This window comes from Pseudomonas rhodesiae, from assembly GCF_013285305.1.
GTDB classification, from domain to species: Bacteria; Pseudomonadota; Gammaproteobacteria; order Pseudomonadales; family Pseudomonadaceae; genus Aquipseudomonas; species Aquipseudomonas rhodesiae.
Window position 1 is genome coordinate 432,484 of record NZ_CP054205.1, and the last position, 24,263, is coordinate 456,746.

The window sequence follows — 24,263 nt, forward strand, 5'->3', positions numbered from 1 at the left end:
ATGTCGATCGAAGTCCGTAACGTCAGCAAGAACTTCAACGCCTTCAAGGCTCTGGACAGCATCAATCTGGATATCCAGAGCGGCGAGCTGGTGGCGTTGCTCGGCCCTTCCGGCTGCGGCAAGACCACCTTGCTGCGCATTATCGCCGGCCTGGAAACTCCGGATGACGGCAGCATCGTGTTCCACGGCGAGGACGTGTCCGGCCATGACGTGCGTGATCGCAACGTCGGTTTTGTGTTCCAGCACTACGCGCTGTTCCGCCATATGACCGTGTTCGACAACGTCGCCTTCGGCCTGCGTATGAAGCCGAAAAACCAACGGCCCAGCGAAAGTCAGATCGCGGCGAAAGTCCATGAGCTGCTGAACATGGTGCAGCTCGATTGGCTGTCCGACCGCTACCCGGAACAACTCTCCGGCGGCCAACGCCAGCGCATTGCCCTGGCCCGCGCCCTGGCGGTGGAACCCAAAGTATTGCTGCTGGACGAACCCTTCGGCGCCCTCGACGCCAAGGTGCGTAAAGAACTGCGCCGCTGGCTGGCGCGCTTGCATGAAGACATCAACCTCACGTCGGTTTTCGTGACCCACGACCAGGAAGAGGCCATGGAAGTCGCCGACCGTATCGTGGTGATGAACAAGGGCGTGATCGAGCAAATCGGCTCACCGGGCGAGGTGTACGAAAACCCGGCGAGTGACTTCGTGTACCACTTCCTCGGCGACTCCAATCGCCTGCACCTGGGCGAAGACCAGCACGTGCTGTTCCGCCCCCACGAAGTGTCGCTGTCGCGCCATGAACTGGAAGACCACCACGCCGCCGAAGTCCGCGATATCCGCCCGCTGGGAGCGACGACGCGAGTGACCTTGAAGGTGGAGGGCCAGCCTGAACTGATCGAAGCCGAAGTGGTGAAAGACCACGACAGCCTGATCGGCCTGGCCCGTGGCGAAACCCTGTTCTTCAAGCCCAAGGTCTGGCAAAAAACCTGAGAACCCTGCGCTACCCAATGTGAAAAATGGGGCCAATGTGGGACGGGCGGTGCGACGATTCGACTTGCCCCCCCGATAGCAGTGGGTCAGTTGATATAGATGTCACTGACCCGCCGCCATCGGGGGCAAGCCTCCCCCATATTCAGACCTGTCTCGGCTTTAGATCGCGGCGTGCCACCGGGCCCGAGCGTTCTTCGATCTGCCGCTTGAGCCCCTGCCGCAACCCCAGCAAAAACGCCACCTCCGCCACCACAAACAGCGGCCCCACGATCAACCCCGAAATGTCATCCACAAACGCCGGTTTCTTGCCTTCGTAATAGTGGCCGACAAACTGAATCACCCAGCCCACCACAAACAGCCCGACGCCGCTGCTCAGCCACACCAGCGTGCTGTGCGCGGCGAGTGTGTGCCCGGCCCACACCGATAACCCCATCAGCGCGCTCATCAACACGCCGAGCGCCAGTTCCAGGCGCAGGTAAAACCACGCCGACAGCAGCGCCACGATAAGCGCCGGAGATATCCACAGGCTGCCGATAGCCCAGGTGGGGCGCGACAGCAGCACGGCGACGGCGATGACGATCAACGGGATGCCGACAAAATGGCTGGCGATATTGCGCGGGTCGCGGTGGTAGGCGGCGTATTGACTGAGGTGGTCGACGAGGCTTTTCATTGTTGTTCCTCCTGTAGGATGTTTGATCATGCCCTGTCGGACCACGCCTGACTGTCAGCTGGGCGACAATCTTCGGAGCGCTCATGAACCCAGAGAACTGGCACCGCCAATTGGTCACCGGCCACTGGTTCAGCCATTTACCGGACGACTTTCAGCGTAGCCTGCTGGCGGCCGCTCGGTTGCGCACGTTGGCGGCGGGGCAGTTGCTGTTCAAACGCGGCGATCCGCCCTGTGGCCTGTACGCCGTGCTTGACGGCGCGGTGCGCATCAGCGCGGTCAATGCCCAAGGCAAGGAAGCGGTTTTGAGCCTGGTGGAAACCCCTTACTGGTTCGGTGAAATCTGCCTGTTCGACGGCCTGCCGCGCACCCATGATGCGCTGGCCATGGGGCCGTGCACGTTACTGCAGGTGCCGCAGGCAGCGATGCTCGCGCTGCTTGAGCGCCAGCCGGCGTACTGGCGGGAAGTGGCCCTGTTGATGAGCCATAAACTGCGGTTGTCGTTGATCAATATCGAACAGATGAGCCTGATGCCCGCGTCGGCGCGTCTGGCCCATCGGTTGCTGATGATTGCCGAAGGCTACGGCGAAATCGAACAAGCACGCCGCGTGCTGCAACTGCCCCAGGAAGACCTGGCGGCGATGTTGGGCCTGTCGCGCCAGACCATCAACAGCTTGCTCAAGAGCCTGGAGCAGCAGGGCATTATCGGCTTGAGTTACGGCGCAATCGAAGTGCTCGACCTGCCTGGCCTGCGGCGTGCCGCAGGCGCGTGAACTAGGAACCGCGATAGGTGGAGAACCCGTACGGGCTGAGCAGCAGCGGAATGTGGTAGTGCTGGTCGGCCTGCTTGACCTGGAAAATCACCGGCACTTGCGGGAAGAACGTCTCGCGGTTGGCTTTTTTGTAATAGTCGCCGGTCTTGAACACCACACGGTACTCGCCGGGCGTCAGGCTGCGGTCGGCGGGGAACAGTTCGGCAATGCGCCCTTGCTGGTTGGTCACGCCCTCGGACAGCGCTTGCCAGTGATCGCCCACCTGCTGTTCCAGAGTGACGCTGACGCCCGCCGACGGCAGGCCGTTTTCCAGGTTGAGAACGTGCACGCTCAGCGGGTTGCCGGCGGCCAGGGCCAGGTTGCACAGGCCGCTCAGGCTGAGGGCGGCGAGGGTCATGCTCAGGGTTTTCATGGGGAGGTCCTTTCGAGGGTTAATCACAGAGAAGTTTTCAGGCCCAGTTGCTCGGCGGCCTGGACGGCACAGGCTTCGTCCTGCGCTGCGCCACCGGCTCCGGCGATACCCAGCGCGCCGACCAGTTCGGCGTCGGCAAACAACGGCACGCCGCCACCGAGCAACAGCAATTCGGGCAAGGTGTTAAGGTTGGCCGCTTCCGGGTTGTTGCGGGCGCGCTCGGCAAATAGCCGGGTGGCGGTTTTGCTCGACAGCGCGGTGTAGGCCTTGCGTTGGCTGGCGAGGCTGTTGTGCGGCCCCACAACGTCAGCGCGCAGGGCCACCAGCAAATTGCCGCCGCGATCGAGCACGGTCAGCGCGGCGTTGCAGTGGGCCAGGCTGGCATCGGCCAATTGGCGGGCGGTACGCAGATCCAAATCGGCATGGCGTGGCAATTGCGGCGCCGCTTGGGCGGCGCCGCTCAGGGCCAGGCTCAGAAACAAAGCAGTGCGATACATGGTGAAAGCTCCGTTGAACAGGCCGCCACGGTAGCCAGTGAACGGGGTCAGAAGCCGCACAATTGGATGACAGGTTTGTCATTAAACCCAGAGGTAAGGCATGCAGGTGTTGTTAGTGGAAGACCAGCCGCAGCTGGCGCAACGCATGGCCCAAGGCTTGAGCGAGGCGGGTTTCGCCGTAGAAGTCGCGGCCAACGGCATGGCCGCGCAGCGCTTTGTGGAAAGCAACGTGTACGACCTGGTGATCCTGGACGTGATGTTGCCGGGCCTGAATGCCTGGACGCTGCAGCAGGCGATCCGACAGCAGGGCGACACGCCGCTGTTGTTCTTGACCACACCGGGCGGGATCGAAGATCGCCTGCGCGGGTTGGAACTGCATGAGGATGACTACCTGCTCAAGCCCTTTGATGACAAGGCTCTGGTCGCGCGGGTCAAGAAGCTGTTGCGGCGCGAGCGTGGGCGCTAACCCAGGCCTTCTCTGAACTGCCCCGGCGTCATCCCCGTCCAGCGCTTGAACGCGCGGTTGAAGCTGCTGGTATCGGCAAACCCTAATAAATGGCTGATCTCGGCCAACGAACACTGCGGATCGCGCAGGTGCTGCAACGCCAGGTTCTGCCGACATTGGTTGAGCAGCGCATCGAACCGACAACCTTCATCCGCCAGGTGCCGTTGCAGGCTGCGCAGGCTCAGGTGCAGGGCCTGGGCAACGCGTTCGGCGCTGGGCTCGCCGTCCGGTAATTGCGCTTCGATGACCGCCCGCACCTTGCGCTCCCAGGTCAGCGGTTGCAGTTGGGCGAGGGTGCGTTTGAGCACGGTTTCGTTGTGTTCGGCCAGCTCCGGGTTGGCGTCGTCCAGGTGGCTGTCAAAGTCGCGCGCGGCGAATTCCAGGCGGTCTTCGTCGGCGGCAAAAAATACCGGCGCGCGGAACACCGTTTGCCACGGCGTCGGATCGGCCGGCGGCGGGCGGCGCAGGTACACGGCCAACGGCGCGTAATCCCGACCCAGGCGATTGCGGCAGGTGCGCACGTAAATCGCCGCGAACGCATCAATGGCCTCCAACGCTGGCGCCGGGCTGCCTGGCGGTTGTAGCAGGCGAAACCGATAGCGCTCACCATCGCCGCTCAACTCCAGGGTCAAGGCGTCACTGACCACCGGGTGGTAACGCACGATGCGTTCGAACACCTCGCGCAAACTGCCGCTGGCCACCAGCGCATAGCCCAACGCATGAAACGTGGTGGGGCTGACAAACCGCGACACCCGCAGACCGATCGCCGGATCGCCGCTGGCCTGCACCGCCAATTCCCACAGGCGCGTGGTGGCCGACAGCGGGTAGCGCGCGTTTGGGTCTTCCATCAGCTGCGGATCGAGCCCGGCCTCGTGGCATAGCGCGGCGCTGTCCAGGCCCAAGGCATCGAGCTGCTTGCGCAAGGCGCGGGTCCAGCTGGCGAGGGAGGTGGGTTCGGTCATGGCGATTGGCGTGTGCGGTCAACAGGTTGGCGTGTGGGGCTAGCGTCCTGCGCGAGCGCCTGGTGCAGGATGTAAACCTCGATAAACAAGAGGATGGGAGCATGGACGGTACTTCTGCAAGTCCCCAATCGCTGAATGCACAACAACGTTCGGCGCACATTCGCGAAGTCGTACTCGCCGAAGGCGTGCGCTTGCGCCAGCAATACCCCTGGCTGCTGCATCAGGACGCGCTGGGCGCGGGCATCCTGGCCTTTGCGTTGCTGGGCATGCTCGGCTCGGCGGCGCTCTACATTACCGGGCATATGGCCTGGTGGGTGTGCCTGCTGCTTAACGCATTTTTCGCGTCACTGACCCATGAGCTGGAACATGACCTGATCCACAGCATGTACTTTCGCAAGCAACGTGTGCCGCATAACCTGATGATGGCCTTGGTGTGGCTGGCGCGGCCGAGCACCATCAACCCATGGATTCGCCGCCACTTGCACCTCAATCATCACAAGGTCTCCGGCACCGAGGCCGACATGGAGGAGCGCGCAATCACCAACGGCGAACCGTGGGGCCTGGCGCGCCTGTTGATGGTGGGCGATAACGTGATGTCGGCGTTTATCCGCATGCTGCGGGCCAAGACCTGGAGCCATAAATTCAAGATTCTCAAGCGCGCGATGCTGGTCTACGCGCCGCTGGCGCTGCTGCATTGGGGCGCGTGGTACGTGTTTCTCTGGTTCCACGCCGCCAACGGTGTCGCCAGCCTGCTCGGCGCGCCCATCGAATGGTCGGCGGGCACCTTGCAGATGATGCACGTGATCGACATCGCCGCCGTGGTGATCATCGGGCCCAATGTGCTGCGCACGTTCTGCCTGCACTTTGTCAGCTCCAACATGCACTACTACGGCGATGTGGAACCGGGCAATGTGATCCAGCAAACCCAAGTGCTAAACCCGTGGTGGATGTGGCCGTTGCAGGCGTTCTGCTTCAACTTTGGCAGCACCCACGGGATTCATCATTTTGTGGTGAAGGAACCGTTCTATATCCGCCAGATGACGGCCAAGGTGGCGCATAAGGTCATGGCGGAGATGGGCGTGCGCTTCAATGATTTCGGCACATTTGCGCGGGCCAATCGTCTGGAGCCCATGGCGGCGCCCAGTGCAGGCCTCAACCCGGCGGAAACGGCGCTGCGCTGAGGTGCGGCGGCCGATTGCGGTTGCGCGTCAGGCCGCCCCGTGCTCAGTCGTTGACGGCACGGATGTGGGCGGCCAGCTCGGCCAACGTCGAATCGTCGGCCCTGGCGCAGTCATGGGATGAGAGATAGCCCTCATAGCGATCAAAAAACTTATCCATGCGAGAGCTGATTTTTTTGAAGGCGCTGTCCTCGCCCGTTCCGTGCATCGGGAACAGTTTGGCGTGCAAATGATCGACGCCGTAACCCTCCAGAATCATGCCGGTCCTCGCCACACCCGCAAGCGCCTGGTCAATCAGCAGTGCGGTCTTCTTGGCCGCAACCACCAATTCGCACAGCACCTTGTCCGACTGGGCAAACCCATAGCTGCCGTAATGCGCTTTGGGAATCACCACACTGAACCCTGGGGTGTTGGGAAAGATAGAGAGGAAAGCCATGTGGCTCTGGTCTTCCCATAACAGGTGGGCAGGGGCGGTGCCGCGGGCGATGTTGCAGAAGATACAGTCCATCAGACGACGTCCTCGTTTTCGTCAAAGGGGCGGGTGGAATTCAGTGGTGCAAATCTGACATGGGTGTGTGTCGCTAGTGTGTAAAGCGCTGGCCGGGCGCCACGACGGCCAGTTCGATGCGATAGCTCGCCGGGCTGAACACCCGCGTCACGACCAGCATCGCCAGCACTGTCACGGTCAGCACCCACCAGGCACTGACGAAGTCGCCAGTAAGCTGGCGCAGCCAACCGGTCATCCACGGTGAAATGGCGTTGATCAAAAAACCCACGCCTTGCACGAAGGCCGCCAGTTGCCCGGCATGGCGTGGGTCGCGGTGGTGGTCGAGGGTCAGCAGCAGGCTCAGGGCAAAGCAGGCGCCCAGGCCGAAGCCGCACAGGGCCACCCACAGGTGGGGATAGTCCAGCGGCGCGAAGATCAGGCCGAGGTAACCCACGGTTTGCGCCAGCAGGCTAATGACCAGCAACGGACGACGATCGACACCGCGTTGCGCCAGCACCGGCATCAGCAGCGCGGCGATCACTTGAAAAATGGTCATGTACGCCAGCAGCGAGCCGCTGGGCAGCACGCCCCAGCCCAGTTGCTGGTAATAAGCCGGTAGCCAGGCCACCAGGCTCATGTAGCCGCAGTTCACCAGGCCGAAATACAACGCCAGCAACCACGCGCGCCGATTGCGCAGACCTTCCAGCGCCGGCGGCACTTGCGGGTTACGCGCCGCGCCCAGCGGCAGCCAGGCCCACAACAGCAACGCGCCGAGTGCCGGCAACAGCCAGACTCCGAGCCCGGCCTGCCACTGCGCAAAGTGCGTCGCCACCACCGGGCTGAGCAACGCCGCCAGCCCGCCGCCGGCCATCAGCGACGCCGAGTACACCCCCATCGCCACCGGCACGCGATGACGAAACTCGCGCTTGACCATCGCCGGCACCAACGCCTGGATCAGCGCCACACCGGCGCCGCCGAGCAATGCCGTGACCAACAACGCCGACGCCTGCCCCATCAGCCAGCGCGCCAGGCAGGCCAACAGGATCATCATCAGCCCCAGGGCGATGCCACGCCGCTCGCCCAAGCGTGCTTCCACCCGCACACCCACCAGCGCCACCAGGCCCATGCACACCACCGGCAGGCTGGTCAGCAGGGCGCTGCTCTGGAAGCTCAAGCCCGTGGCCTGGCGGATTTCGCCCAGCAGCGGGCTGATGGAGCTGAGGATTGGTCGCAGGTTCAGGCCCAGCACCAGCAATAGTCCCCAGCCGGCGAGGGATTTGTTCAGGGTCATGCAGGCCGCTCCGGGCACGATGGGAGGTGAAGTATGGGCAGCCCTAAGGGTATTCTGAAATTAAATATAACCATGCCAATCAGTGGCAAACACAATGGTGATGTGGATGTTCGACCCCGTGTTATTGCGCAGCTTTGTCGCCGTGGTGGACTGCGGCAACTTCACTCGCGCCGCCGAGCGCCTGCACCTGACCCAATCCACCGTAAGCCAGCAGATTCGCCGCCTGGAGGACGCGGCGGCGTGCCAATTGCTCGACCGCGACCAGCGCCGCGTGGTCGCCACTGCCGAGGGCGAGCGCTTGCTGGCGTACGCGCGGCGCATCCTCGCGCTGCATGAGGAGGCCGCTGAGGTGCTGATCAGCCAACAAAGCGACGGCGTGCTGCGCCTGGGGGTGCCGGAAGATTTTGCCGCCGAGCGCCTGATGCCGCTGTTGTCATCATTTGTGCAGGCTTATCCACGGGTGCGTCTGGAGGTCACCAGTGGTTTGGGCCCCGAATTGCAACGCCAATACCGGGCCGGCGAGTTCGATGTGTTGCTGGTCAAACAAATGGGCGACAGCGCCGACTGCCTGGCCTCGTGGCCCGAGCCGCTGTGCTGGGTGGACAGTCGCACCACACCCTCCGTAGGGCGCGACCCGTTGCCGTTGGTGGCCTTTCCGGTGGGCGGCCTGTACCGCAATGAAATGCTGCAGCACCTGGAAGTGGGCGGTTGGCGCTGGCGTATCGGTTACTCCAGCGCGAGTTTGGCCAGCGTATGTTCGGCAGTGGCGGCGGGGTTGGGGGTGAGTCTGTTGCCGCGCCGGGTAGTGCAGCCAGGGCATATGGAGCTGGGGCCTGACAGCGGTTTGCCCGAGGTGCAAGGCGTGCGTCTGGCGTTGTATGCCCGCCATGGCCTGAGTGCGGCGGGGCAATGCTTACAGGCTCAGTTGTTCGAATTGTGCGCGAAGTGACGTGAAGGCAGATCGGGTAGAATTTTGAATTTTTGGTTATTAATAAATAGCTTCTTATTCCTTAACGAATATAACCCCCGTCCCTATACTGCTCAGCAACGTTAAACGCTGCAGGAGGGCACACCCATGCACAGCGAGTTGGTTCGTTACCTGATCGTGCCGGGCTGGCAAGGATCGCCAGAAGATCATTGGCAGAGTCACTGGCAGAACAGCCTGCCCAACAGCACCCGCGTGGAGCAGGCCGATTGGTTGACACCGCGCCGCGAAGACTGGGTAGCCGCGCTGGCCGAGGCGATCGCCGCCGACAGCACGCCAGTGATTCTGATCGCCCATAGCCTGGGCTGCATCACCGTGGCCCATTGGGCCGCTACCGCGCCGCTGCATTTTCTGCGGCAGGTGCGCGGTGCCTTGCTGGTGGCGCCGGCGGATGTGGAACGCCCGGCCTGCTCGCCGGCCTTGCGCAACTTTGCGCCGATCCCTACCGACCTGTTGCCGTTCCCCAGCCAGGTGGTCAGCTCCGACAACGACAGTGCCGTCAGTGCCCCTCGGGCCTTGGAGTTGGCGCGCAACTGGGGAGCTGAAGCCGGGATCCTGGCCGGTGCCGGGCATATCAATGTGAAGTCCGGCCACCAGCGCTGGGAGCAGGGTTTCGCTTACCTCTATCGCCTGCAAAGTCGCCTTGAGCATCACGCCCGGCGCAGTGCCTGATCATTTTCTTAACGCCCCGTCCCGCAGTGGATTGGGGCGGGAGCCTGTCATGAGTCTGCATGAAACCTTCGGCCAGCCACTGCTGACCTTCCCCGACGCGGAAAAAAGCCCCCTGAGCATCCGCGCCAAGGCCCTGGTGTTTGTCGACCCGCGCTCGCGCAAGCTGCGCGAAGACCTGGAAGCGCTCGCGCCGCGTGCCTTGCCCGTGCTGATTCGCGGCGAAACCGGCAGCGGTAAAGAGCTCCTGGCGCGGCATATTCACCGTGGCAGTGACCGCAGTGGCTTGTTCGTTTCGGTCAATTGCGGCGCGATCAGCCCCACCTACGCCGATGCCGAGCTGTTCGGCTACGCCGCCGGCAGTCACAGTGGCGCCGCCAGCAGCCGCGCCGGCTGGTTCGGCTCGGCCAATGGCGGCACCTTGTACCTGGACGAGATCGGCGACCTGCCGCTGCCGATCCAGGTCAAATTGCTCGCCGCCCTGGAAAACCACGAAGTCACCCGCGTCGGGGCTCATCAACCGAGCCCGGTGGACGTGCGCCTGGTGGCCGCCACCAGCATCGACCTGGCCCAGGCCGTGGCGGCCGGCAAGTTCCATGAACGCCTGTTCCACTACTTGAGCGAAGGCCGGCTGGACCTGCCGGCGTTGCGCGAGCGGGTGGGGGACATTCTGTCCCTGGCCGAATACTTCCTGGGCATCTACAGTCAGCGCCTGGACTTGCCGGTGCCGCTGATCAGCGAGGCTGCGCAGCGCGTACTGGAACACCACAGTTGGCCAGGCAATACCCGTGAGCTGGAAAACGTTATTCACTTCGCGTTGCTGGTCAGTAGCGGCGACGAAATTTTGCCCGAGCACCTGAACCTGCCGGTGGTGGATTCGCCTCTGGAGCAAGTGCGGCGGATCTATGCCCAAGCCAGCCCAGAGGAGCAGGCAACGTTGCGCCAATTCCTACATGAGCAAAATGGAATATCAACGTGAATAAAAGATATTGTTCGGGAATAAAAAATCTAGGTATTGTCCGTTCTATGCCGCGATAGCACTTCGCTGGCACCTCACTTAACAAACGGTCGTCAGAGACGCCCCCGAATGTCGATAAGGACACTGCATGAAAAAGGTTCTGTTGTTTACCGCACTCGCCGCTGCCCTGACTGCCAGCTTCGCCCAGGCCAACGAGAAACTGGTGGTGGCCGCCACCCCAATCCCGCATGCCGAGATCCTTGAGCTGGTCAAGCCAACCCTGGCCAAGGAAGGCGTGGACCTGGAAATCAAAGTATTCACTGACTACGTGCAGCCCAACGTGCAAGTCGCTGAAAAGCGCCTGGATGCCAACTACTTCCAGACCCTGCCGTACCTGGAAAACTTCAACAAGGGCAAGGGCACCAACCTGGTGACCGTGGTGGGCGTGCACGTTGAACCGTTCGGCGGTTACTCGAAAAAGATCAAGAAAATTGAAGAGCTGAAAGACGGCGCCACCGTGGCCATCCCGAACGAAGGCTCCAACAGCGGCCGTGCCCTGTTGCTGCTGCAGAAAGCCGGTGTGATCACCCTCAAAGACCCGACCAACGCCCTGGCTACACCGAAAGACATCGCCAGCAACCCGAAAAACCTCAAATTCAAAGAGCTTGAATCGGCCTTGCTGCCGCGCGTGCTGGACCAGGTCGACCTGGACCTGATCAACACCAACTACGCCCTGGAAGCCGGCCTGAACCCGGCCAAAGACGCGCTGATCATCGAAGACGCCAAGTCGCCTTACGTGAACTTCCTGGTAGCCCGCCCGGACAACAAGGACAGCGATGCAATCCAGAAACTGTCCAAGGCCCTGACCAGCCCGGAAGTCAAAGCCTTCATCGAGAAGAAGTACAACGGTGCGGTCGTACCGGCGTTCTGATGTAAGCCAAAACCCCCTTCAAGGTTTCAACGCCGACGGCTTACATAGCGTCGGCGTTTTTTTATGTGTGGAATTCGCAATGCAAGCAAAATGTGTGAGGGGGCTTGCTCCCTCACACATTTGATCTTCATCTCACAGTGGACCTTCAGCGTGTCAGAGCGCGCGGCTATTGATCGCCCTGCGCAACGCCACCAACCATTTCACCAACTCCTGCGGATCAATCGGTTTCGCTTTGTTCATTGTTCATTCCCTCGAAACACAGACCCCTCAACCATAGCCGCCACCCGCCAACCCCGCGAATCCGGAGGTTATCTTTTTGGGTGATATCAATATGCTATTTTGGTATTTAAAATTTAATTTTTATACCTTTAAAGTTCGCGCTACCCGACGTTACCCACGTCGGCTTGGATAGCACGCGCCGCTCTACCCTGCGGCGTCATGGACTGCAAATGACCCTCGATTTCGCTTTTATCCTCAGCACCCTGCCGGCGTTTTTGAAGGCCGTGGGTGTCACGCTGCAAGTCGGCCTGATCGCCATCGCCACCTCCTTGCTTGTAGCGCTGATCAACGCGGCGCTGCTGGTGTTTCGCACGCCGTACCTGTCGCGCCTGGTGGCGTTGTATGTGGAGCTGGCGCGCAATACACCGCTGCTGATCCAGCTGTTTTTCGTGTACTTCGCCTTGCCCGCCCTGGGCTTGAATGTCTCCGGGTTCTGGGCGGCGATCATCACCATGACCTTTCTGGGCGGTGCTTACCTCACCGAAGTGCTGCGCGCCGGTGTGGAGGCGGTGCCGCAGGCGCAGGTCGAATCGGGCAAGTCCATTGGCCTGTCGGACTGGCAACTGCTGCGCCACGTGATCCTGCCCCAGGCCGGCATCCTCAGCCTGCCGGCCTTGTTCGCTAATTTCATCTTCCTGCTCAAAGAGACCACCGTGGTCTCCGCCGTGGCCGTGCCGGAGATTCTCTACACCACCAAGAGCTACATCGCCCTCTACTACAAGACCTACGAAATGCTCGCCGTGCTGACGCTGATTTGCGTGCTGTTGTTCTTGCCGCTGTCGCTGCTGCTCAGCCGCTTGGAAAGGAGGCTCCAGCATGGCCAATTCGGGTCTTGAGTTGTTGTGGGTGTCGCTGCCGCAACTGGGCAAGGGCGCCGCGCAGACCTTGTCGATTTCGTTTATGAGCATCGCCTTCAGTACGGTAGGCGGCGTGCTGTATGGCGTGCTGCGCACCTTGAACAACCGGCTGATCAACGCCGTGCTGCGGGTTTACCTGGAGTTGTTCCGGGCGATCCCGGTGCTGGTGTGGTTGTACCTGCTGTTCTTTGGCCTACCGATTTTTTTTGGCCTGAGCCTCCCCAGTTTCTGGTGCGCGGTGCTGGTGTTGTCGTTGTGGGGCGCCAGCGAGGTCGGCGAAGTGGTACGTGGCGCGTTGCATTCGCTGCCCCGTGGCCAGCGCGAGGCCGGCCTGTCGATTGGCTTGTCCGACCCGCAGTTGTACGGCTACGTGTTGCTGCCCCAGGCCCTCAAGCGCATGACGCCACCCACGATCAACGTCTACACGCGCATCATCAAGACCAGTTCCCTGGCGGTGCTGATCGGCGTGGTGGACGTGATCAAGGTCGGTCAGCAAATCATCGAGCGCACCTATGAGTCGGTGTTGATCTACGGCGCGCTGTTCCTGTTCTTTTTCTTTATCTGCTACCCGTTGTCGGCCGCCTCCAAGGTGCTGGAACGGCGCTGGGCCCAAGCATGAGCGCATTGATCGAGTTCCAGGGTTTTAACAAATTCTTCGGCGAGCAGCAGGTGCTCAAGGGCATCGACCTGAGCGTGCACAGCGGCGAAGTGGTGGTGATCCTCGGCCCCAGCGGCTGCGGCAAAAGCACCTTGCTGCGTTGCCTCAACGGCCTGGAAGTGGCCCATGGTGGCAGCCTGCGATTTGCCGGCAAGGAGCTGCTGGATAAACACACCGACTGGCGCCAGGTGCGCCAGGACGTAGGCATGGTGTTCCAGAGCTACCATCTGTTTCCACATATGAGCGTACTCGACAACATCCTGCTCGGGCCGCTGAAAGTGCAAAAGCGCGAGCCGCGCCAAGCCCGCGAGCAGGCTGAACAGCTGTTGGCGCGGGTCGGCCTGGCGGACAAGCGCGACGCGTTCCCGCGCCAGCTCTCCGGCGGCCAGCAGCAACGCATCGCCATCGTCCGTTCGCTGTGCATGAACCCACAAGTCATGCTGTTCGACGAAGTCACTGCAGCCCTCGATCCGGAGATGGTCAAGGAAGTGCTGGAGGTGATCCAGGGCCTGGCCCGCGATGGCATGACATTACTGATCGTGACCCATGAAATGGCCTTCGCTCGCGCCGTCGCCGACCGCGTGGTGTTCATGGAGGCCGGCCGCATTCTCGAACACAACACCCCCGAGGCATTCTTTACGAACCCGCAAACCGCACGCGCGCAGCAGTTCCTGGAGAAGTTCTCCTTTGTTTCAACACTGCCCAAGAAAATCAAGGAACTGGAACCGCTATGAAAAAACTACTACTGCCCCTGTTAGCCGTCGCGCTGCTGGCCGGTTGCGATAAAAAGGCCGAAGAGCCTGCCAAACCCACGGCTGCCGTGAGTTACATCGACAAGATCAAAGCGCGCGACAAGTTGATTGTCGGCGTCTTCACCGACAAACCACCGTTCGGCTTTGTGGACGAGGCCGGGCGCTATGTCGGCTTCGATACAGACATCGGCCGCCGATTCGCCAAGGATCTGCTGGGCGACGAGAACAAAGTCGAATTCGTCGCCGTGGAGCCGGCCAGCCGCATTCCATTCCTGCAAAGCGACAAGGTCGACCTGATCCTGGCCAACATGACCGTGACCCCGGAGCGCAAGGAAGCGGTGGACTTCACCCATCCCAACCTGAAAGTCGCGGTGCAGGCCCTGGTGCCCAACGACAGCCCGGTCAAGCGCCTGGATGACCTGGCGACCCGCACCATCATCGTCACCACCGGCACCACCGCCGATATCTGGCTGACCAAAAACCATCCGGACTGGAAACTGCTCAAGTTCGAGAAAAACTCCGAATCCCTGCAGGCGCTGTCAGCCGGTCGCGGCGATGCCTATGCCCAGGACAACCTGGTGCTGTTCAGCTGGGCCAAGCAAAACCCCGGCTACCGCGTGCTGGAACAGAAACTCGGCGACGAAGCCCCCATCGCCCCGGCGGTCAAGAAGGGCAACACCGAACTGCGCGATTGGGTAAATACCGAACTGGCGAAGTTGGGCGAGGAGAAATTTCTGCTCAAACTGTACGACCAATACGTGCGTAAAGAACTCAGTGATGACACCCAGCCTGAGAGCGTGATTGTCGAAGGCGGCAAATGGCAGGGCTAGTTCTGCGCTGACTGTTGTATCGCTATCGGGGGCAAGCCCCCTCCCACATTTGAATGTATTCACACATCAAATGTGTGAGAGGGGGCTTGCCCCGATGAGGCCGGTGAAATCACCTCAATACTCTCTTCCCCATGCAGATAAGGAACCCTGATCTAAGCTGACAGTCGCATACACACTGGCACGTCGGCATCACGCAAAAGGAGACTGCATGGGCGGTCGTATTTCCACTTGTATATTCGGTCTTGGCTTAGTCGCGCTCTTGAGCGGTTGCGGTCAGGAAAATACCGAGCCCAAGGCGCATTCCCGGGTATTTGTGCAAACCGTGGAGCCAACGGATTTTGCTGCGGCGGTCACGCTGACCGGGGATATCCAGGCGCGGGTGCAAACCGATCTGTCCTTTCGCGTGGGCGGCAAGATCATCCAACGCATGGTGGATGTGGGTGACCGCGTCAGCGCCAAGCAAGTGCTGGCCAGGCTTGATCCCAAAGACTTGCAGACCAACGTCGATTCGGCCCAGGCCCAGGTCGTGGCTGAACAGGCGCGGGTCAAGCAGACAGCGGCGGCCTTTGTGCGCCAGGAAAAACTCCTGCCCAAGGGCTACACCAGCCGCAGCGAATACGACTCGGCCCAGGCGGCTTTGCGCAGCAGCCAAAGCGCTTTGGCCGCCGCCCAGGCGCAACTGGCCAATGCCCGTGAACAACTGGGCTACACCGCGCTGGTAGCCGATGCGCCGGGTGTGATCACCGCGCGCCAGGCCGAGGTAGGCCAAGTGGTGCAGGCCACCGTGCCGATTTTCAGCCTGGCCCGCGACGGCGAGCGCGATGCGGTGTTCAACGTATATGAATCGCTGCTGGTCGAACCATCGACCGATACGCCGATCACCGTCAGCCTGCTGGACAACCCAAGCATTCAGGTGCAGGGCAAGGTGCGCGAAGTCACCCCCGCCGTGGCCGCCAACACCGGCACCGTGCAAGTGAAAATCGCCCTGCAATCGCTGCCCGAGGGCATGCACTTGGGCTCGGTAGTCAGCGCCACCGCCAATGGCCCGGCCAAGGCCAGTGTGGAACTGCCGTGGTCGGCCCTCACCAAGGACCTCAACGAACCGGCGGTGTGGCTGGTGGACGGCGACGGCAAGGTGCAGCTGCATAAAGTCACCGTGGCCCGCTATCTCACTGGCAAAGTCATCCTCAGCGAGGGCCTCAAGGGTGGCGATAAAGTCGTGGTGGCCGGCGGGCAATTGTTGCACCCCGGTATGCAGGTCGAGATTGCCCAGCCAGGAGCCCAGCCATGAAGCGTCTGGTATTGATGCTCGCCGCCGGCCTGTTGCTGGCGGCCTGCTCCAAAGAAGAGCCCGCGCCCGAGCCGGTGCGCCCGGTGCTGTCGATGCAAGTGAAGGCTGAAGACCAAGAAAACCTCGGCCGCTTCGCCGGCACCATCCAGGCCCGTTACGAAAGTAACCTGGGCTTTCGTGTGCCCGGCCGCATCGCCCGCCGCCTGGTGGATGTGGGCGCCGAAGTGGAGAAGGGTGCCTTGCTGGCCGTGCTTGACCCCACCGACCAGCAGAACCAGTTGCGCGCCGCCCAGGGCGACCTAGCGCGGGTGCAGGCGCAATTTATCAATGCCCAGGCCAATGCCCGCCGCCAGCAGGAACTGTTCAACCGTGGCGTCGGCGCCCAGGCCCAGTTGGATGTGGCCCTGACCGACCTGAAAACCACCCAGGCCTCCCTCGACCAGGCTCAGGCCTCGGTCAACCAGGCCAAGGATCAGCTTAATTACGCTGAACTGCGCACCGACCACGCCGGCATCGTCACCGCCTGGAATGCCGAGGCCGGCCAGGTGGTCAGCGCCGGCCAACAAGTGGTGACCCTGGCGCGCCCGGATATCAAGGAAGCGGTGATCGACCTGCCCGCCGGCCTGGCCGAGCGCCTGCCGCCGGATGGGGTGTTTCTGGTTGCCGGGCAACTGGACCCGAGCGTCAATACCACCGCCACCGTGCGTGAAATCGAGCCCCAGGCCCAGAGCGCCACGCGCACCCGTCGCGCGCGCCTGACGCTGGCCGAAACACCACCTGCGTTCCGCCTCGGCACCGCCATCAGCGTCACCCTGAGCACCGCCATTGAGCCGCGCATCGAGCTGCCGGTGAGCGCCTTGCAGGAGGTGGACGGCGCCACTCGCATCTGGCTGCTCGACACGCAAAACCAGAGCGTGCAGCCGCGCGACGTCACGGTGATCAGCCGCGAGGCCGGCAGCGCCTTGATCAACGGCGGCGTCAAACCCGGCGAGCGCATCGTCACAGCCGGCGTGAACAGCCTGAAGCCCGGGCAGAAAGTCAAAATCGACGAGGACAGCCCGCGATGAAAGGCAGCTTCAACTTATCCGACTGGGCCCTCAAGCATCAGTCCTTCGTCTGGTACCTGATGTTCGTCGCGCTGCTGATGGGCGTGTTCTCCTACATGAACCTGGGGCGCGAAGAAGACCCGTCGTTCACCATCAAGACCATGGTGATACAGACCCGCTGGCCGGGCGCAACCCAAGAAGAAACCCTCAAGCAGGTCACCGACCGCATCGAGAAAAAACTCGAAGAACTCGACTCTCTGGATTACGTGAAAAGCTACACGCGGCCAGGCGAGTCCACGGTGTTCGTGTTCCTCAAGGACACCACCAGCGCCAAGGCCATCCCCGAAATCTGGTACCAGGTGCGCAAGAAGATCGACGATATTCGCGGCACCTTCCCCCAGGGCTTGCAGGGGCCATCGTTCAACGATGAGTTCGGTGACGTGTTCGGGTCGGTGTACGCCTTTACCGGCGACGGCCTGTCGATGCGTCAACTGCGCGACTACGTGGAACAGGTGCGTGCCGAAATCCGGGCAGTGCCGGGGCTGGGCAAGGTCGAGATGATCGGCCAGCAGGACGAAGTGATTTACCTGAATTTCTCCACGCGCAAACTGGCGGCCCTGGGTATCGACCAGCGCCAAGTGGTGCAGAGCCTGCAATCCCAGAACGCCGTGACCCCGGCCGGGGTGATCGAAGCCGGACCGGAGCGTATCTCGGTGCGCACCTCGGGGCAGTTCGCCTCGGAGAAGGACCTGGCCGACGTCAACCTGCGCCTCAACGACCGTTTCTATCGCCTGGCGGATATCGCCGAGATCAGCCGTGGCTACGTCGACCCGGCGCGGCCGATGTTCCGTTTCAACGGCAAGCCCGCCATCGGGTTGGCCATCGCCATGCAGAAGGGCGGCAATATCCAGTCGTTCGGCAAAGCCTTGCATGAGCGCATGGACGAGCTGACCGCCGACCTGCCGGTGGGCGTCGGCGTGCATAAGGTTTCCGACCAGGCCGAAGTGGTGGAAGAAGCCGTGGGCGGCTTTACCAGTGCGTTGTTCGAGGCGGTGATCATCGTGCTGGTGGTGAGCTTTATCAGCCTCGGTCTGCGTGCCGGGCTGGTGGTGGCGTGTTCGATTCCGCTGGTGCTGGCGCTGGTGTTCGTGTTCATGGAATACAGCGGCATCACCATGCAGCGCGTGTCGCTGGGCGCGTTGATCATCGCCCTCGGCCTGTTGGTGGATGACGCGATGATCACCGTGGAGATGATGATCACGCGCCTGGAAAAAGGCGAAACCAAGGCCCAGGCGGCCACGTACGCTTACACCTCGACCGCGTTCCCGATGCTCACCGGTACGCTGGTCACCGTGGCCGGCTTTGTGCCCATCGGCCTCAATGCCAGCTCGGCGGGGGAATACACCTTCACCCTGTTCGCGGTGATCGCCGTGGCGATGCTGGTGTCGTGGGTGGTGGCGGTGTTGTTTGCGCCGGTGATCGGCGTGCATATCCTCAGCGCCAATGTGAAGCCGCACAACGCCGAGCCTGGGCGCATTGGCCGGGGTTTCAATCGCGGCATGCTGTGGGCGATGCGCAACCGCTGGTGGGCCATCGGCATCACCGTGGGGCTGTTCGTGGCGTCGGTGTTCTCCATGCAGTTCGTGCAGAACCAGTTCTTCCCGTCGTCGGATCGCCCGGAAATCCTGGTGGACCTCAACCTGCCGCAGAACGCCTCGATCAACGAGACGCGCAAGGCCGTCGACCGCCTGGAAGCGATCATCAAGGACGAACCGGACATCGCCCGCTGGAGCACTTACATCGGCCAGGGCGCGATTCGTTTCTACCTGCCCCTCGACCAGCAACTGGAAAACCCTTACTACGCACAGTTGGTGATCGTCAGCAAAGGCCTGGAAGAACGCGGCGCGTTGATCGCACGCCTGCAGAAGCGTCTGCGCGATGACTTCGTCGGTATCGGCAGTTATGTGCAGCCGCTGGAAATGGGCCCGCCGGTGGGGCGTCCGATTCAATATCGGGTGTCCGGCAAAGACACCGACCAGGTACGCAAACACGCCATCGAACTGGCGACCCTGCTGGATAAAAACACCCACTTGGGCGAGATCATTTACGACTGGAACGAGCCGGGCAAAGTGCTGCGCATCGATATCGCCCAGGACAAGGCGCGGCAACTGGGGCTGTCCTCCGAAGATGTCGCGCAGTTGATGAACAGCGTAGTCAGCGGCGCCTCGGTGACCCAAGTGCACGACGATATTTACCTGATCAACGTGGTCGGCCGCGCCGAAGACGCCGAGCGCGGCACGCCGGAAACCCTGCAGAATTTGCAGATCGTCACGCCCAACGGCACGTCGATCCCGCTGCTGGCGTTTGCCACCGTGCGCTATGAGCTGGAGCAGCCGCTGGTGTGGCGTCGCGACCGCTTGCCGACCATCACCATCAAGGCCTCAGTGCGCGATGAGATGCAGCCGACCGACCTGGTCAAGCAGCTCAAGCCGGAGATCGACAAATTCAGCGCCGGCCTGCCGGTGGGTTACAAGGTCGCCACCGGCGGTACCGTGGAAGAAAGCGGCAAGGCCCAGGGCCCGATCGCCAGCGTGGTGCCGCTGATGCTGTTTTTGATGGCGACCTTTCTGATGATCCAGTTGCACAGCGTGCAGAAGATGTTCCTGGTGGCCAGTGTCGCGCCGCTGGGGCTGATCGGCGTAGTGTTGGCCCTGATTCCCACCGGCACGCCCATGGGTTTTGTGGCGATCCTCGGCATCCTGGCGTTGATCGGCATCATTATCCGTAACTCGGTGATCCTGGTGACGCAGATCGACGCCTATGAGCGCGACGGCTACACGCCATGGGACGCGGTCGTGGAAGCCACCGAGCACCGCCGTCGGCCAATTCTGCTCACGGCCGCTGCGGCGAGCCTGGGCATGATCCCGATTGCCCGCGAAGTGTTCTGGGGGCCGATGGCGTACGCGATGATCGGCGGCATCATCATCGCCACCTTGCTGACGCTGCTGTTCCTGCCGGCGCTGTATGTGGCGTGGTACAAGATTCGCGAGCCCAAGCCTGAAGAAAAAACCGTTTAGAAATGGGGGAGGGGGCTTGCACTAATGCCAGTCGCCCTCCTCAGTATTAACTGAAAGAACCGGCTCAAAATGTGTGGGGCTTGCACTAATGTCAGTCCCCTCCTCAGTATTAACTGAAAGAACCGGCTCAAAATGTGGGAGGGGGCTTGCCCCCGATAGCAGTGGTTCAGTCATCCCACCTATCACTGACGCATCGCTATCGAGTGCGAGCTGAATCGTCGCACCGCCCCCCCCCACGTTTGATCGTCATCAGGGCATTTGTTACCCCGTCTACCGTTGAGTGTTTTACCCTCTTGGTTTCACTCTTCAACGGTTGCCCACCATGAACCGTCTGCGTCTTACCCTGCTGGTCTTCTGCTTGCTGTCGCCCATGGCGTTTGCCGGCGCCCTATTGGAAAACACGCTGTGGCGCGTCGAACTGGACCCCGCCACCCTGGCGCTGCGGGTGACACCGTCGGGTCAGGTCAGTGTGCAAGCCTCCAGCGGCGTCACCGCGCATGCTGTCAGCGACCTGCAAAGCAGCGCCGAGCAAGCGAGCTGGCAGTGGGACAACGGCGCCTATCGCCTCAGCGCACGTCTTGAGCAGCGCGAGTTGTTGCTGAGCATCACCGCGCGCGAAGCAGGGCGTTTGGCATTGCTGCAACAACCGGCAGAAGCAATGGGTAACGGGCTGATCTGGCCGTTGGCCGAAGGGCATTACGTGCCCACCGGCAATGCGGTATGGCAAGCGTTCCTGCTGGAGCAGGGCGCGTTCAACACCACCCAGGACCTCAGCCTGCCGCTGTGGGGTATGGATCACGGCGGTTTCACGCTGAACTGGCTGCTCACCAACCCCTACAACAACCGCCTGCACTGGCAAGCTGAAGGTGCCGGTGTGGGGTTGGCGCTGGCCCATGAATTCACCGCGCTGGCCCCCAATACCCCAATGACCCTGCGCCTGTACCTGGGCGATGCGGACCCCCTCGCCGGCGCCAAACGCTATCGTCAATGGCTGGTCGAGCAGGGCCGTTATGAGACGCTCGACGACAAGCTGCAACAGACCCCCGAAGCGCAGAAACTGCTGGGCGCCAGCCACGTCTACCTGTGGGGTAACGACCTGTTGGCGCCGGACGATGTGCGTGACTGGCCGCTGTTGCTCAAGCAGCTGCGCGCCCATGCACTCAAGGCGTTGTTGGACAAGGACGCCACGCAGATCCTGGCGCAATCCCGCCCGTTGAATCCCTACGAGCAGAGCGTGGTGCTGCGCAGCCTCAACGCGGCGATCAATAAAAAGGCGCGGCAGAGCTGGCAAGTCGACGAGCCGGACATGACCCGGCTGGCCGCGCGTTATGGCGAGCTGCGCGCAGAACTGGCCGTGGCGTTCGCCGGGGCGTTGAGAGCCGACCCGGCCACCTGGGGCGGCAAGGCCCTTCAAACCCTGCGCAACAGCGGCCTGCCGCGTTTGCTGGTGACCCTGGGCGAAGGCTGGGAGGGCGGCCTCTGGCACCCCGAAGCGATTCGCGCCGCAGTGCAGGCCGGCTACTTGATGGCCCCTTACGACTCTTACGAAACCGCACTGTCGGCCACGGAAAACCCGGACTGGACCACCGCCCACCTGGGCCGCAAGGCGTATCGCGACTGCGCCATCGTGTTGCAAGACGGCACATACAAGAGCGGTTTCCAGAAATCCGGCCACTACACCGACCCGCGCTGCATGCGGCCGCTGCTGGAGGCGCGAGTGAAGGCAGTGCAGGCTAAGGCCGGTTTCAATGCCTGGTTTCTGGATGCCTACGCCACCAGCATGCTGTTCGACAGCTACCGCGCTGGCGCGCCGATGACCCAGGCGCAAAACGCCGCGGGTAAGATCGATGCCGTGCGCTGGCTCAATACCGTGCTGAAGTTACCCACAGGCTCCGAAGACGGTAACGCCGTCACCGCCCAGGGCATCCTGTTCGCCCATGGCATGCAGACGCCGGTGCTTGGTTGGGGCGACCGTGAGATGACCCAGGACAAGCAGTCGCCGTACTACGTCGGCAACTGGTACCCGCCAGAACAACCGACGGTGTTTTTCAAGCCGGTCCCATTGAAAGCGTCGCTGCGCAGCGTGTATTTCGATCCGACCCTGCGTTTGCCGCTGTATCAGGCGGTGTTCCATGGCTCGGTGATCACCACCCATCACTGGTTGTTCGACAGCCTCAAACTGAGCAACGTATGGGCCGAGAACGAACTGACCCAACTGCTCTACAACGTGCCGCCGCTGTATCACCTGAGCGCCGCCACCCTGGCGCAGCGCTTGCCGGCGATCCAGCGCCAGGACGAATTTTTCCGTCCGTTGCACCAGCGCCTGGCGACCCAGGCCATGACTGATTTTCGCTGGCTGACGGCGGATCGGCAGCTGCAACAGACCACCTTTGCCGATGGCACGCGGTTGGTGGCGAATTTCTCCACTACCGGAAGAGAAGGCTATGCCCCGCGCAGTGTCACCGCACTGCGGGTGGGGGAGGCGCCGGTGGTGTACCAGGTGCAGTAGATGTGGGAGGGGGCTTGTTGTGGTAATGGAATGGACGCCCCCTTCCTAACGGCATCTATGTGCCAAAGTTAAAGTGTTACCCACACTTAGCGGAAGGGAGCGTCCTCATGCAGCTTACGACTGTTTCGGTTGACTTGGCAAAAACCGTGTTTCAACTTCACGCGATCGATCAACAAGGAAAAACAGCGCTAAGGAAGCAGCTTAAACGTGAGCAGGTTGTCCCTTTTTTTGCCAACCTGGAGCCCTGCCTAGTGGGCATGGAGGCATGTGGCGGAGCCCACTATTGGGCAAGAAAACTGCAGGCACTTGGTCATACGGTCAAGTTAATGGCTCCGCAATTTGTGAAGCCCTACGTGAAGTCGAACAAAAACGATGTAGCTGACGCAGAAGCGATCTGTGAAGCCGTTACTCGGCCCAACATGCGCTTTGTGCCGATCAAGACGGTAGAGCAGCAAGCTATTTTGGCGGTGCATTGCGCACGGCAAGGGTTTGTAAAGGCCAGAACGGCACAAGCTAATTCGATTCGTGGGCTCCTTGGCGAATTTGGCGTGGTCTTGCCTCAGGGCATTCGACATATCGTCGAGCGTTTGCCGAATATTTTGGAAGATCATGAAAACGCTCTTCCTGGATCGTTACGCCAACTGATGCAGCGCTTGATGGAGCATTTCAAAGAGCTGGATCGACAGGTCGTCGAGTTGGAACGAGAGATTCAACAATGGCATCGCAGCAATGAAGGCAGCTGCCGCCTGGCAGAAATCCCAGGCGTTGGCCCGCTCACTGCAACCGCGCTAGTGGCGTCAGTGGGTGACGCGAAAAACTTCAGTAACGGTCGGCAAATGGCGGCATGGTTGGGGTTAGTGCCGCGACAACACTCCAGCGGAGGCAAGCCCACGTTGTTGGGGATCAGTAAACGGGGCGATGGTTATTTACGCACCTTGCTGATTCATGGCGCACGCTCGATGGTTCGAGTGGTGGAGAGCAAGACAGATCCTTCGGCGGATTGGCTGAAGGGGTTATTGGCTCGTCGTCACACCAACGTTGCTGTCGTTGCACAGGCTAATAAAACGGCCCGGATAGCCTGGGCATTATTGGCCCATGGCACCAAGTTCCGACCCGACTACACCCCCGACGTAACGGTGGCGTAGCCGGCCCGCTGAAATGAAAAAGTGATGCGTTAGAAGGAGTACTTCCAAGGTTGCTCAGGCGATCATGACGTGATGGCAAGACAGGTAGGACCGGGATCGGGTAACTCTGCCCTGCTCACAGCGCTTCGAGCGCGTTGTGGTGATAAGAGCCCGATCAGCGAATTCCATCAGGGACAGAGGCACCGCCTCACTTAAAGTCCGGATGTATGGCTGCAACCTTATCCCGTCTGTGTTTTCACGAATTGAGTGCTTGGCATACTGGGGGCGTCCATGTATGAGCAGGCTTGCCCTGCGCTGGGCTGCGAAGCGGCCCTAAAACCTGGCAACCGCTTTTGCCTGGCACACCGCAGTGTCTGTAGAGAGGGCCGCTCCGCGCCCCAGCGCGGGGCAAGCCCGCTCACCACAAAAACCGCATTTTTTCAGGTTGCTAATAAGGTTTACACCAGACGCTGGCCAGCCACGCCTCCAGGTCGTGATACGACCCGTAGCGCGGCCCGTTCCAGCCTTCCTGGTTGTCACTGCG

General features: G+C 61.7%; 23 protein-coding genes and 1 pseudogene. 17 read left to right on the forward strand and 7 right to left on the reverse strand.

Going from position 1 to position 24,263, the window contains the following annotated elements:
• Nucleotides 1–981 (forward strand): sulfate/molybdate ABC transporter ATP-binding protein, encoded by a 981-nt coding sequence (locus tag HRH33_RS01910; RefSeq protein ID WP_034095313.1) that lies wholly within the window; start codon nt 1–3, stop codon nt 979–981.
• A gap of 142 nt (nt 982–1,123) precedes the next feature.
• Here the strand turns inward: HRH33_RS01910 and HRH33_RS01915 are convergent, their stop codons facing one another.
• Complete coding sequence (locus HRH33_RS01915) at nt 1,124–1,651, reverse strand: Mpo1 family 2-hydroxy fatty acid dioxygenase (protein ID WP_040265252.1); 528 nt, start codon at nt 1,649–1,651, stop codon at nt 1,124–1,126.
• Between the two features lie 83 nt (nt 1,652–1,734).
• On the opposite strand from HRH33_RS01915, the gene HRH33_RS01920 reads away from it, so the two are divergent.
• On the forward strand, nt 1,735–2,421 hold the full coding sequence (locus tag HRH33_RS01920; protein ID WP_034136448.1) for a Crp/Fnr family transcriptional regulator: 687 nt from the start codon (nt 1,735–1,737) through the stop codon (nt 2,419–2,421).
• 1 nt (nt 2,422) lies between these two features.
• On the opposite strand, the gene uraH is transcribed toward HRH33_RS01920, so the two are convergent.
• Together uraH and HRH33_RS01930 are read right to left on the reverse strand one after the other, a co-directional pair.
• Nucleotides 2,423–2,833: a hydroxyisourate hydrolase gene (gene uraH, locus HRH33_RS01925; RefSeq protein WP_167418126.1), complete on the reverse strand. Its 411-nt coding sequence runs from the start codon at nt 2,831–2,833 to the stop codon at nt 2,423–2,425.
• A 23-nt stretch (nt 2,834–2,856) separates the two neighbouring features.
• Nucleotides 2,857–3,330 (reverse strand): GlcG/HbpS family heme-binding protein, encoded by a 474-nt coding sequence (locus tag HRH33_RS01930; RefSeq protein ID WP_167418127.1) that lies wholly within the window; start codon nt 3,328–3,330, stop codon nt 2,857–2,859.
• Between the two features lie 100 nt (nt 3,331–3,430).
• On the opposite strand from HRH33_RS01930, the gene HRH33_RS01935 reads away from it, so the two are divergent.
• The gene (locus tag HRH33_RS01935; RefSeq protein ID WP_167418128.1) at nt 3,431–3,796 is read left to right on the forward strand and encodes a response regulator; all 366 of its coding nucleotides are present in this window, start codon (nt 3,431–3,433) and stop codon (nt 3,794–3,796) included.
• On the opposite strand, the gene HRH33_RS01940 is transcribed toward HRH33_RS01935, so the two are convergent.
• Entirely contained in the window at nt 3,793–4,797 is a 1,005-nt protein-coding gene (locus HRH33_RS01940; protein WP_167418129.1) for an AraC family transcriptional regulator, read from the reverse strand. The two genes, HRH33_RS01935 and HRH33_RS01940, sit on opposite strands and share 4 nt — an antisense overlap.
• A 101-nt stretch (nt 4,798–4,898) precedes the next feature.
• Here HRH33_RS01940 and HRH33_RS01945 point away from each other — a divergent pair, with 101 nt between their 5' ends.
• The gene (locus tag HRH33_RS01945; protein ID WP_167418130.1) at nt 4,899–5,978 is read left to right on the forward strand and encodes a fatty acid desaturase; all 1,080 of its coding nucleotides are present in this window, start codon (nt 4,899–4,901) and stop codon (nt 5,976–5,978) included.
• Between the two features lie 43 nt (nt 5,979–6,021).
• Here HRH33_RS01945 and HRH33_RS01950 read toward each other — a convergent pair whose 3' ends face one another.
• Together HRH33_RS01950 and HRH33_RS01955 are read right to left on the reverse strand one after the other, a co-directional pair.
• Nucleotides 6,022–6,483: an HIT family protein gene (locus HRH33_RS01950; protein WP_167418131.1), complete on the reverse strand. Its 462-nt coding sequence runs from the start codon at nt 6,481–6,483 to the stop codon at nt 6,022–6,024.
• 73 nt (nt 6,484–6,556) lie between these two features.
• A complete protein-coding gene (locus HRH33_RS01955; protein WP_167418132.1) occupies nt 6,557–7,753 on the reverse strand; it encodes a CynX/NimT family MFS transporter in 1,197 nt (398 codons plus the stop codon).
• A gap of 106 nt (nt 7,754–7,859) precedes the next feature.
• Between HRH33_RS01955 and HRH33_RS01960 the strand changes: the two genes are divergently transcribed.
• From HRH33_RS01960 to HRH33_RS02020, 13 genes are all read left to right on the forward strand, one after another.
• Nucleotides 7,860–8,702 carry a LysR family transcriptional regulator gene (locus HRH33_RS01960; RefSeq protein WP_167418133.1) on the forward strand — a complete coding sequence of 281 codons (843 nt, stop codon included), beginning with the start codon at nt 7,860–7,862 and terminating at the stop codon, nt 8,700–8,702.
• A 126-nt stretch (nt 8,703–8,828) separates the two neighbouring features.
• Nucleotides 8,829–9,410 carry an alpha/beta hydrolase gene (locus tag HRH33_RS01965; protein ID WP_040265266.1) on the forward strand — a complete coding sequence of 194 codons (582 nt, stop codon included), beginning with the start codon at nt 8,829–8,831 and terminating at the stop codon, nt 9,408–9,410.
• Nucleotides 9,411–9,459: 49 nt separating this feature from the next.
• Nucleotides 9,460–10,386, forward strand: coding sequence for a sigma 54-interacting transcriptional regulator (locus tag HRH33_RS01970; protein ID WP_167418134.1), 927 nt, complete (start codon nt 9,460–9,462; stop codon nt 10,384–10,386).
• 127 nt (nt 10,387–10,513) lie between these two features.
• Nucleotides 10,514–11,296 carry a MetQ/NlpA family ABC transporter substrate-binding protein gene (locus HRH33_RS01975; protein WP_034095325.1) on the forward strand — a complete coding sequence of 261 codons (783 nt, stop codon included), beginning with the start codon at nt 10,514–10,516 and terminating at the stop codon, nt 11,294–11,296.
• 449 nt (nt 11,297–11,745) lie between these two features.
• Complete coding sequence (locus HRH33_RS01980) at nt 11,746–12,411, forward strand: amino acid ABC transporter permease (protein WP_167418135.1); 666 nt, start codon at nt 11,746–11,748, stop codon at nt 12,409–12,411.
• Nucleotides 12,392–13,051: an amino acid ABC transporter permease gene (locus HRH33_RS01985; protein WP_167418136.1), complete on the forward strand. Its 660-nt coding sequence runs from the start codon at nt 12,392–12,394 to the stop codon at nt 13,049–13,051. Before HRH33_RS01980 ends, HRH33_RS01985 begins: the two co-directional genes overlap by 20 nt.
• The gene (locus HRH33_RS01990; RefSeq protein ID WP_167418137.1) at nt 13,048–13,824 is read left to right on the forward strand and encodes an amino acid ABC transporter ATP-binding protein; all 777 of its coding nucleotides are present in this window, start codon (nt 13,048–13,050) and stop codon (nt 13,822–13,824) included. The genes HRH33_RS01985 and HRH33_RS01990 overlap by 4 nt, the downstream gene beginning before the upstream one ends.
• Entirely contained in the window at nt 13,821–14,672 is an 852-nt protein-coding gene (locus HRH33_RS01995) for a transporter substrate-binding domain-containing protein (RefSeq protein WP_167418138.1), read from the forward strand. The genes HRH33_RS01990 and HRH33_RS01995 overlap by 4 nt, the downstream gene beginning before the upstream one ends.
• A 208-nt stretch (nt 14,673–14,880) precedes the next feature.
• Complete coding sequence (locus HRH33_RS02000; RefSeq protein ID WP_167418139.1) at nt 14,881–15,963, forward strand: efflux RND transporter periplasmic adaptor subunit; 1,083 nt, start codon at nt 14,881–14,883, stop codon at nt 15,961–15,963.
• Nucleotides 15,960–17,030 carry an efflux RND transporter periplasmic adaptor subunit gene (locus HRH33_RS02005; protein WP_034111293.1) on the forward strand — a complete coding sequence of 357 codons (1,071 nt, stop codon included), beginning with the start codon at nt 15,960–15,962 and terminating at the stop codon, nt 17,028–17,030. The genes HRH33_RS02000 and HRH33_RS02005 overlap by 4 nt, the downstream gene beginning before the upstream one ends.
• On the forward strand, nt 17,027–20,086 hold the full coding sequence (locus tag HRH33_RS02010) for an efflux RND transporter permease subunit (protein WP_167418140.1): 3,060 nt from the start codon (nt 17,027–17,029) through the stop codon (nt 20,084–20,086). Before HRH33_RS02005 ends, HRH33_RS02010 begins: the two co-directional genes overlap by 4 nt.
• Nucleotides 20,087–20,408: 322 nt before the next feature.
• Nucleotides 20,409–22,595: a glycoside hydrolase gene (locus HRH33_RS02015; protein ID WP_167418141.1), complete on the forward strand. Its 2,187-nt coding sequence runs from the start codon at nt 20,409–20,411 to the stop codon at nt 22,593–22,595.
• 107 nt (nt 22,596–22,702) lie between these two features.
• Nucleotides 22,703–23,740, forward strand: coding sequence for an IS110 family RNA-guided transposase (locus tag HRH33_RS02020; protein WP_173603351.1), 1,038 nt, complete (start codon nt 22,703–22,705; stop codon nt 23,738–23,740).
• A gap of 451 nt (nt 23,741–24,191) precedes the next feature.
• Here the strand turns inward: HRH33_RS02020 and HRH33_RS26570 are convergent.
• Nucleotides 24,192–24,263 (reverse strand): annotated as a pseudogene (locus HRH33_RS26570) (SAM-dependent methyltransferase); the annotation flags it as partial.

Excerpts from the sequence above, each read along its gene's own strand:
- HRH33_RS01910 (WP_034095313.1), top strand. The coding sequence starts at position 1 with ATGTCGATCGAAGTCCGTAACGTCAGCAAGAACTTCAACGCCTTCAAG.
- HRH33_RS01915 (WP_040265252.1), bottom strand. The coding sequence starts at position 1,651 with ATGAAAAGCCTCGTCGACCACCTCAGTCAATACGCCGCCTACCACCGC.
- HRH33_RS01920 (WP_034136448.1), top strand. The coding sequence starts at position 1,735 with ATGAACCCAGAGAACTGGCACCGCCAATTGGTCACCGGCCACTGGTTC.
- uraH (WP_167418126.1), bottom strand. The coding sequence starts at position 2,833 with ATGAAAACCCTGAGCATGACCCTCGCCGCCCTCAGCCTGAGCGGCCTG.
- HRH33_RS01930 (WP_167418127.1), bottom strand. The coding sequence starts at position 3,330 with ATGTATCGCACTGCTTTGTTTCTGAGCCTGGCCCTGAGCGGCGCCGCC.
- HRH33_RS01935 (WP_167418128.1), top strand. The coding sequence starts at position 3,431 with ATGCAGGTGTTGTTAGTGGAAGACCAGCCGCAGCTGGCGCAACGCATG.
- HRH33_RS01940 (WP_167418129.1), bottom strand. The coding sequence starts at position 4,797 with ATGACCGAACCCACCTCCCTCGCCAGCTGGACCCGCGCCTTGCGCAAG.
- HRH33_RS01945 (WP_167418130.1), top strand. The coding sequence starts at position 4,899 with ATGGACGGTACTTCTGCAAGTCCCCAATCGCTGAATGCACAACAACGT.
- HRH33_RS01950 (WP_167418131.1), bottom strand. The coding sequence starts at position 6,483 with ATGGACTGTATCTTCTGCAACATCGCCCGCGGCACCGCCCCTGCCCAC.
- HRH33_RS01955 (WP_167418132.1), bottom strand. The coding sequence starts at position 7,753 with ATGACCCTGAACAAATCCCTCGCCGGCTGGGGACTATTGCTGGTGCTG.
- HRH33_RS01960 (WP_167418133.1), top strand. The coding sequence starts at position 7,860 with ATGTTCGACCCCGTGTTATTGCGCAGCTTTGTCGCCGTGGTGGACTGC.
- HRH33_RS01965 (WP_040265266.1), top strand. The coding sequence starts at position 8,829 with ATGCACAGCGAGTTGGTTCGTTACCTGATCGTGCCGGGCTGGCAAGGA.
- HRH33_RS01970 (WP_167418134.1), top strand. The coding sequence starts at position 9,460 with ATGAGTCTGCATGAAACCTTCGGCCAGCCACTGCTGACCTTCCCCGAC.
- HRH33_RS01975 (WP_034095325.1), top strand. The coding sequence starts at position 10,514 with ATGAAAAAGGTTCTGTTGTTTACCGCACTCGCCGCTGCCCTGACTGCC.
- HRH33_RS01980 (WP_167418135.1), top strand. The coding sequence starts at position 11,746 with ATGACCCTCGATTTCGCTTTTATCCTCAGCACCCTGCCGGCGTTTTTG.
- HRH33_RS01985 (WP_167418136.1), top strand. The coding sequence starts at position 12,392 with ATGGCCAATTCGGGTCTTGAGTTGTTGTGGGTGTCGCTGCCGCAACTG.
- HRH33_RS01990 (WP_167418137.1), top strand. The coding sequence starts at position 13,048 with ATGAGCGCATTGATCGAGTTCCAGGGTTTTAACAAATTCTTCGGCGAG.
- HRH33_RS01995 (WP_167418138.1), top strand. The coding sequence starts at position 13,821 with ATGAAAAAACTACTACTGCCCCTGTTAGCCGTCGCGCTGCTGGCCGGT.
- HRH33_RS02000 (WP_167418139.1), top strand. The coding sequence starts at position 14,881 with ATGGGCGGTCGTATTTCCACTTGTATATTCGGTCTTGGCTTAGTCGCG.
- HRH33_RS02005 (WP_034111293.1), top strand. The coding sequence starts at position 15,960 with ATGAAGCGTCTGGTATTGATGCTCGCCGCCGGCCTGTTGCTGGCGGCC.
- HRH33_RS02010 (WP_167418140.1), top strand. The coding sequence starts at position 17,027 with ATGAAAGGCAGCTTCAACTTATCCGACTGGGCCCTCAAGCATCAGTCC.
- HRH33_RS02015 (WP_167418141.1), top strand. The coding sequence starts at position 20,409 with ATGAACCGTCTGCGTCTTACCCTGCTGGTCTTCTGCTTGCTGTCGCCC.
- HRH33_RS02020 (WP_173603351.1), top strand. The coding sequence starts at position 22,703 with ATGCAGCTTACGACTGTTTCGGTTGACTTGGCAAAAACCGTGTTTCAA.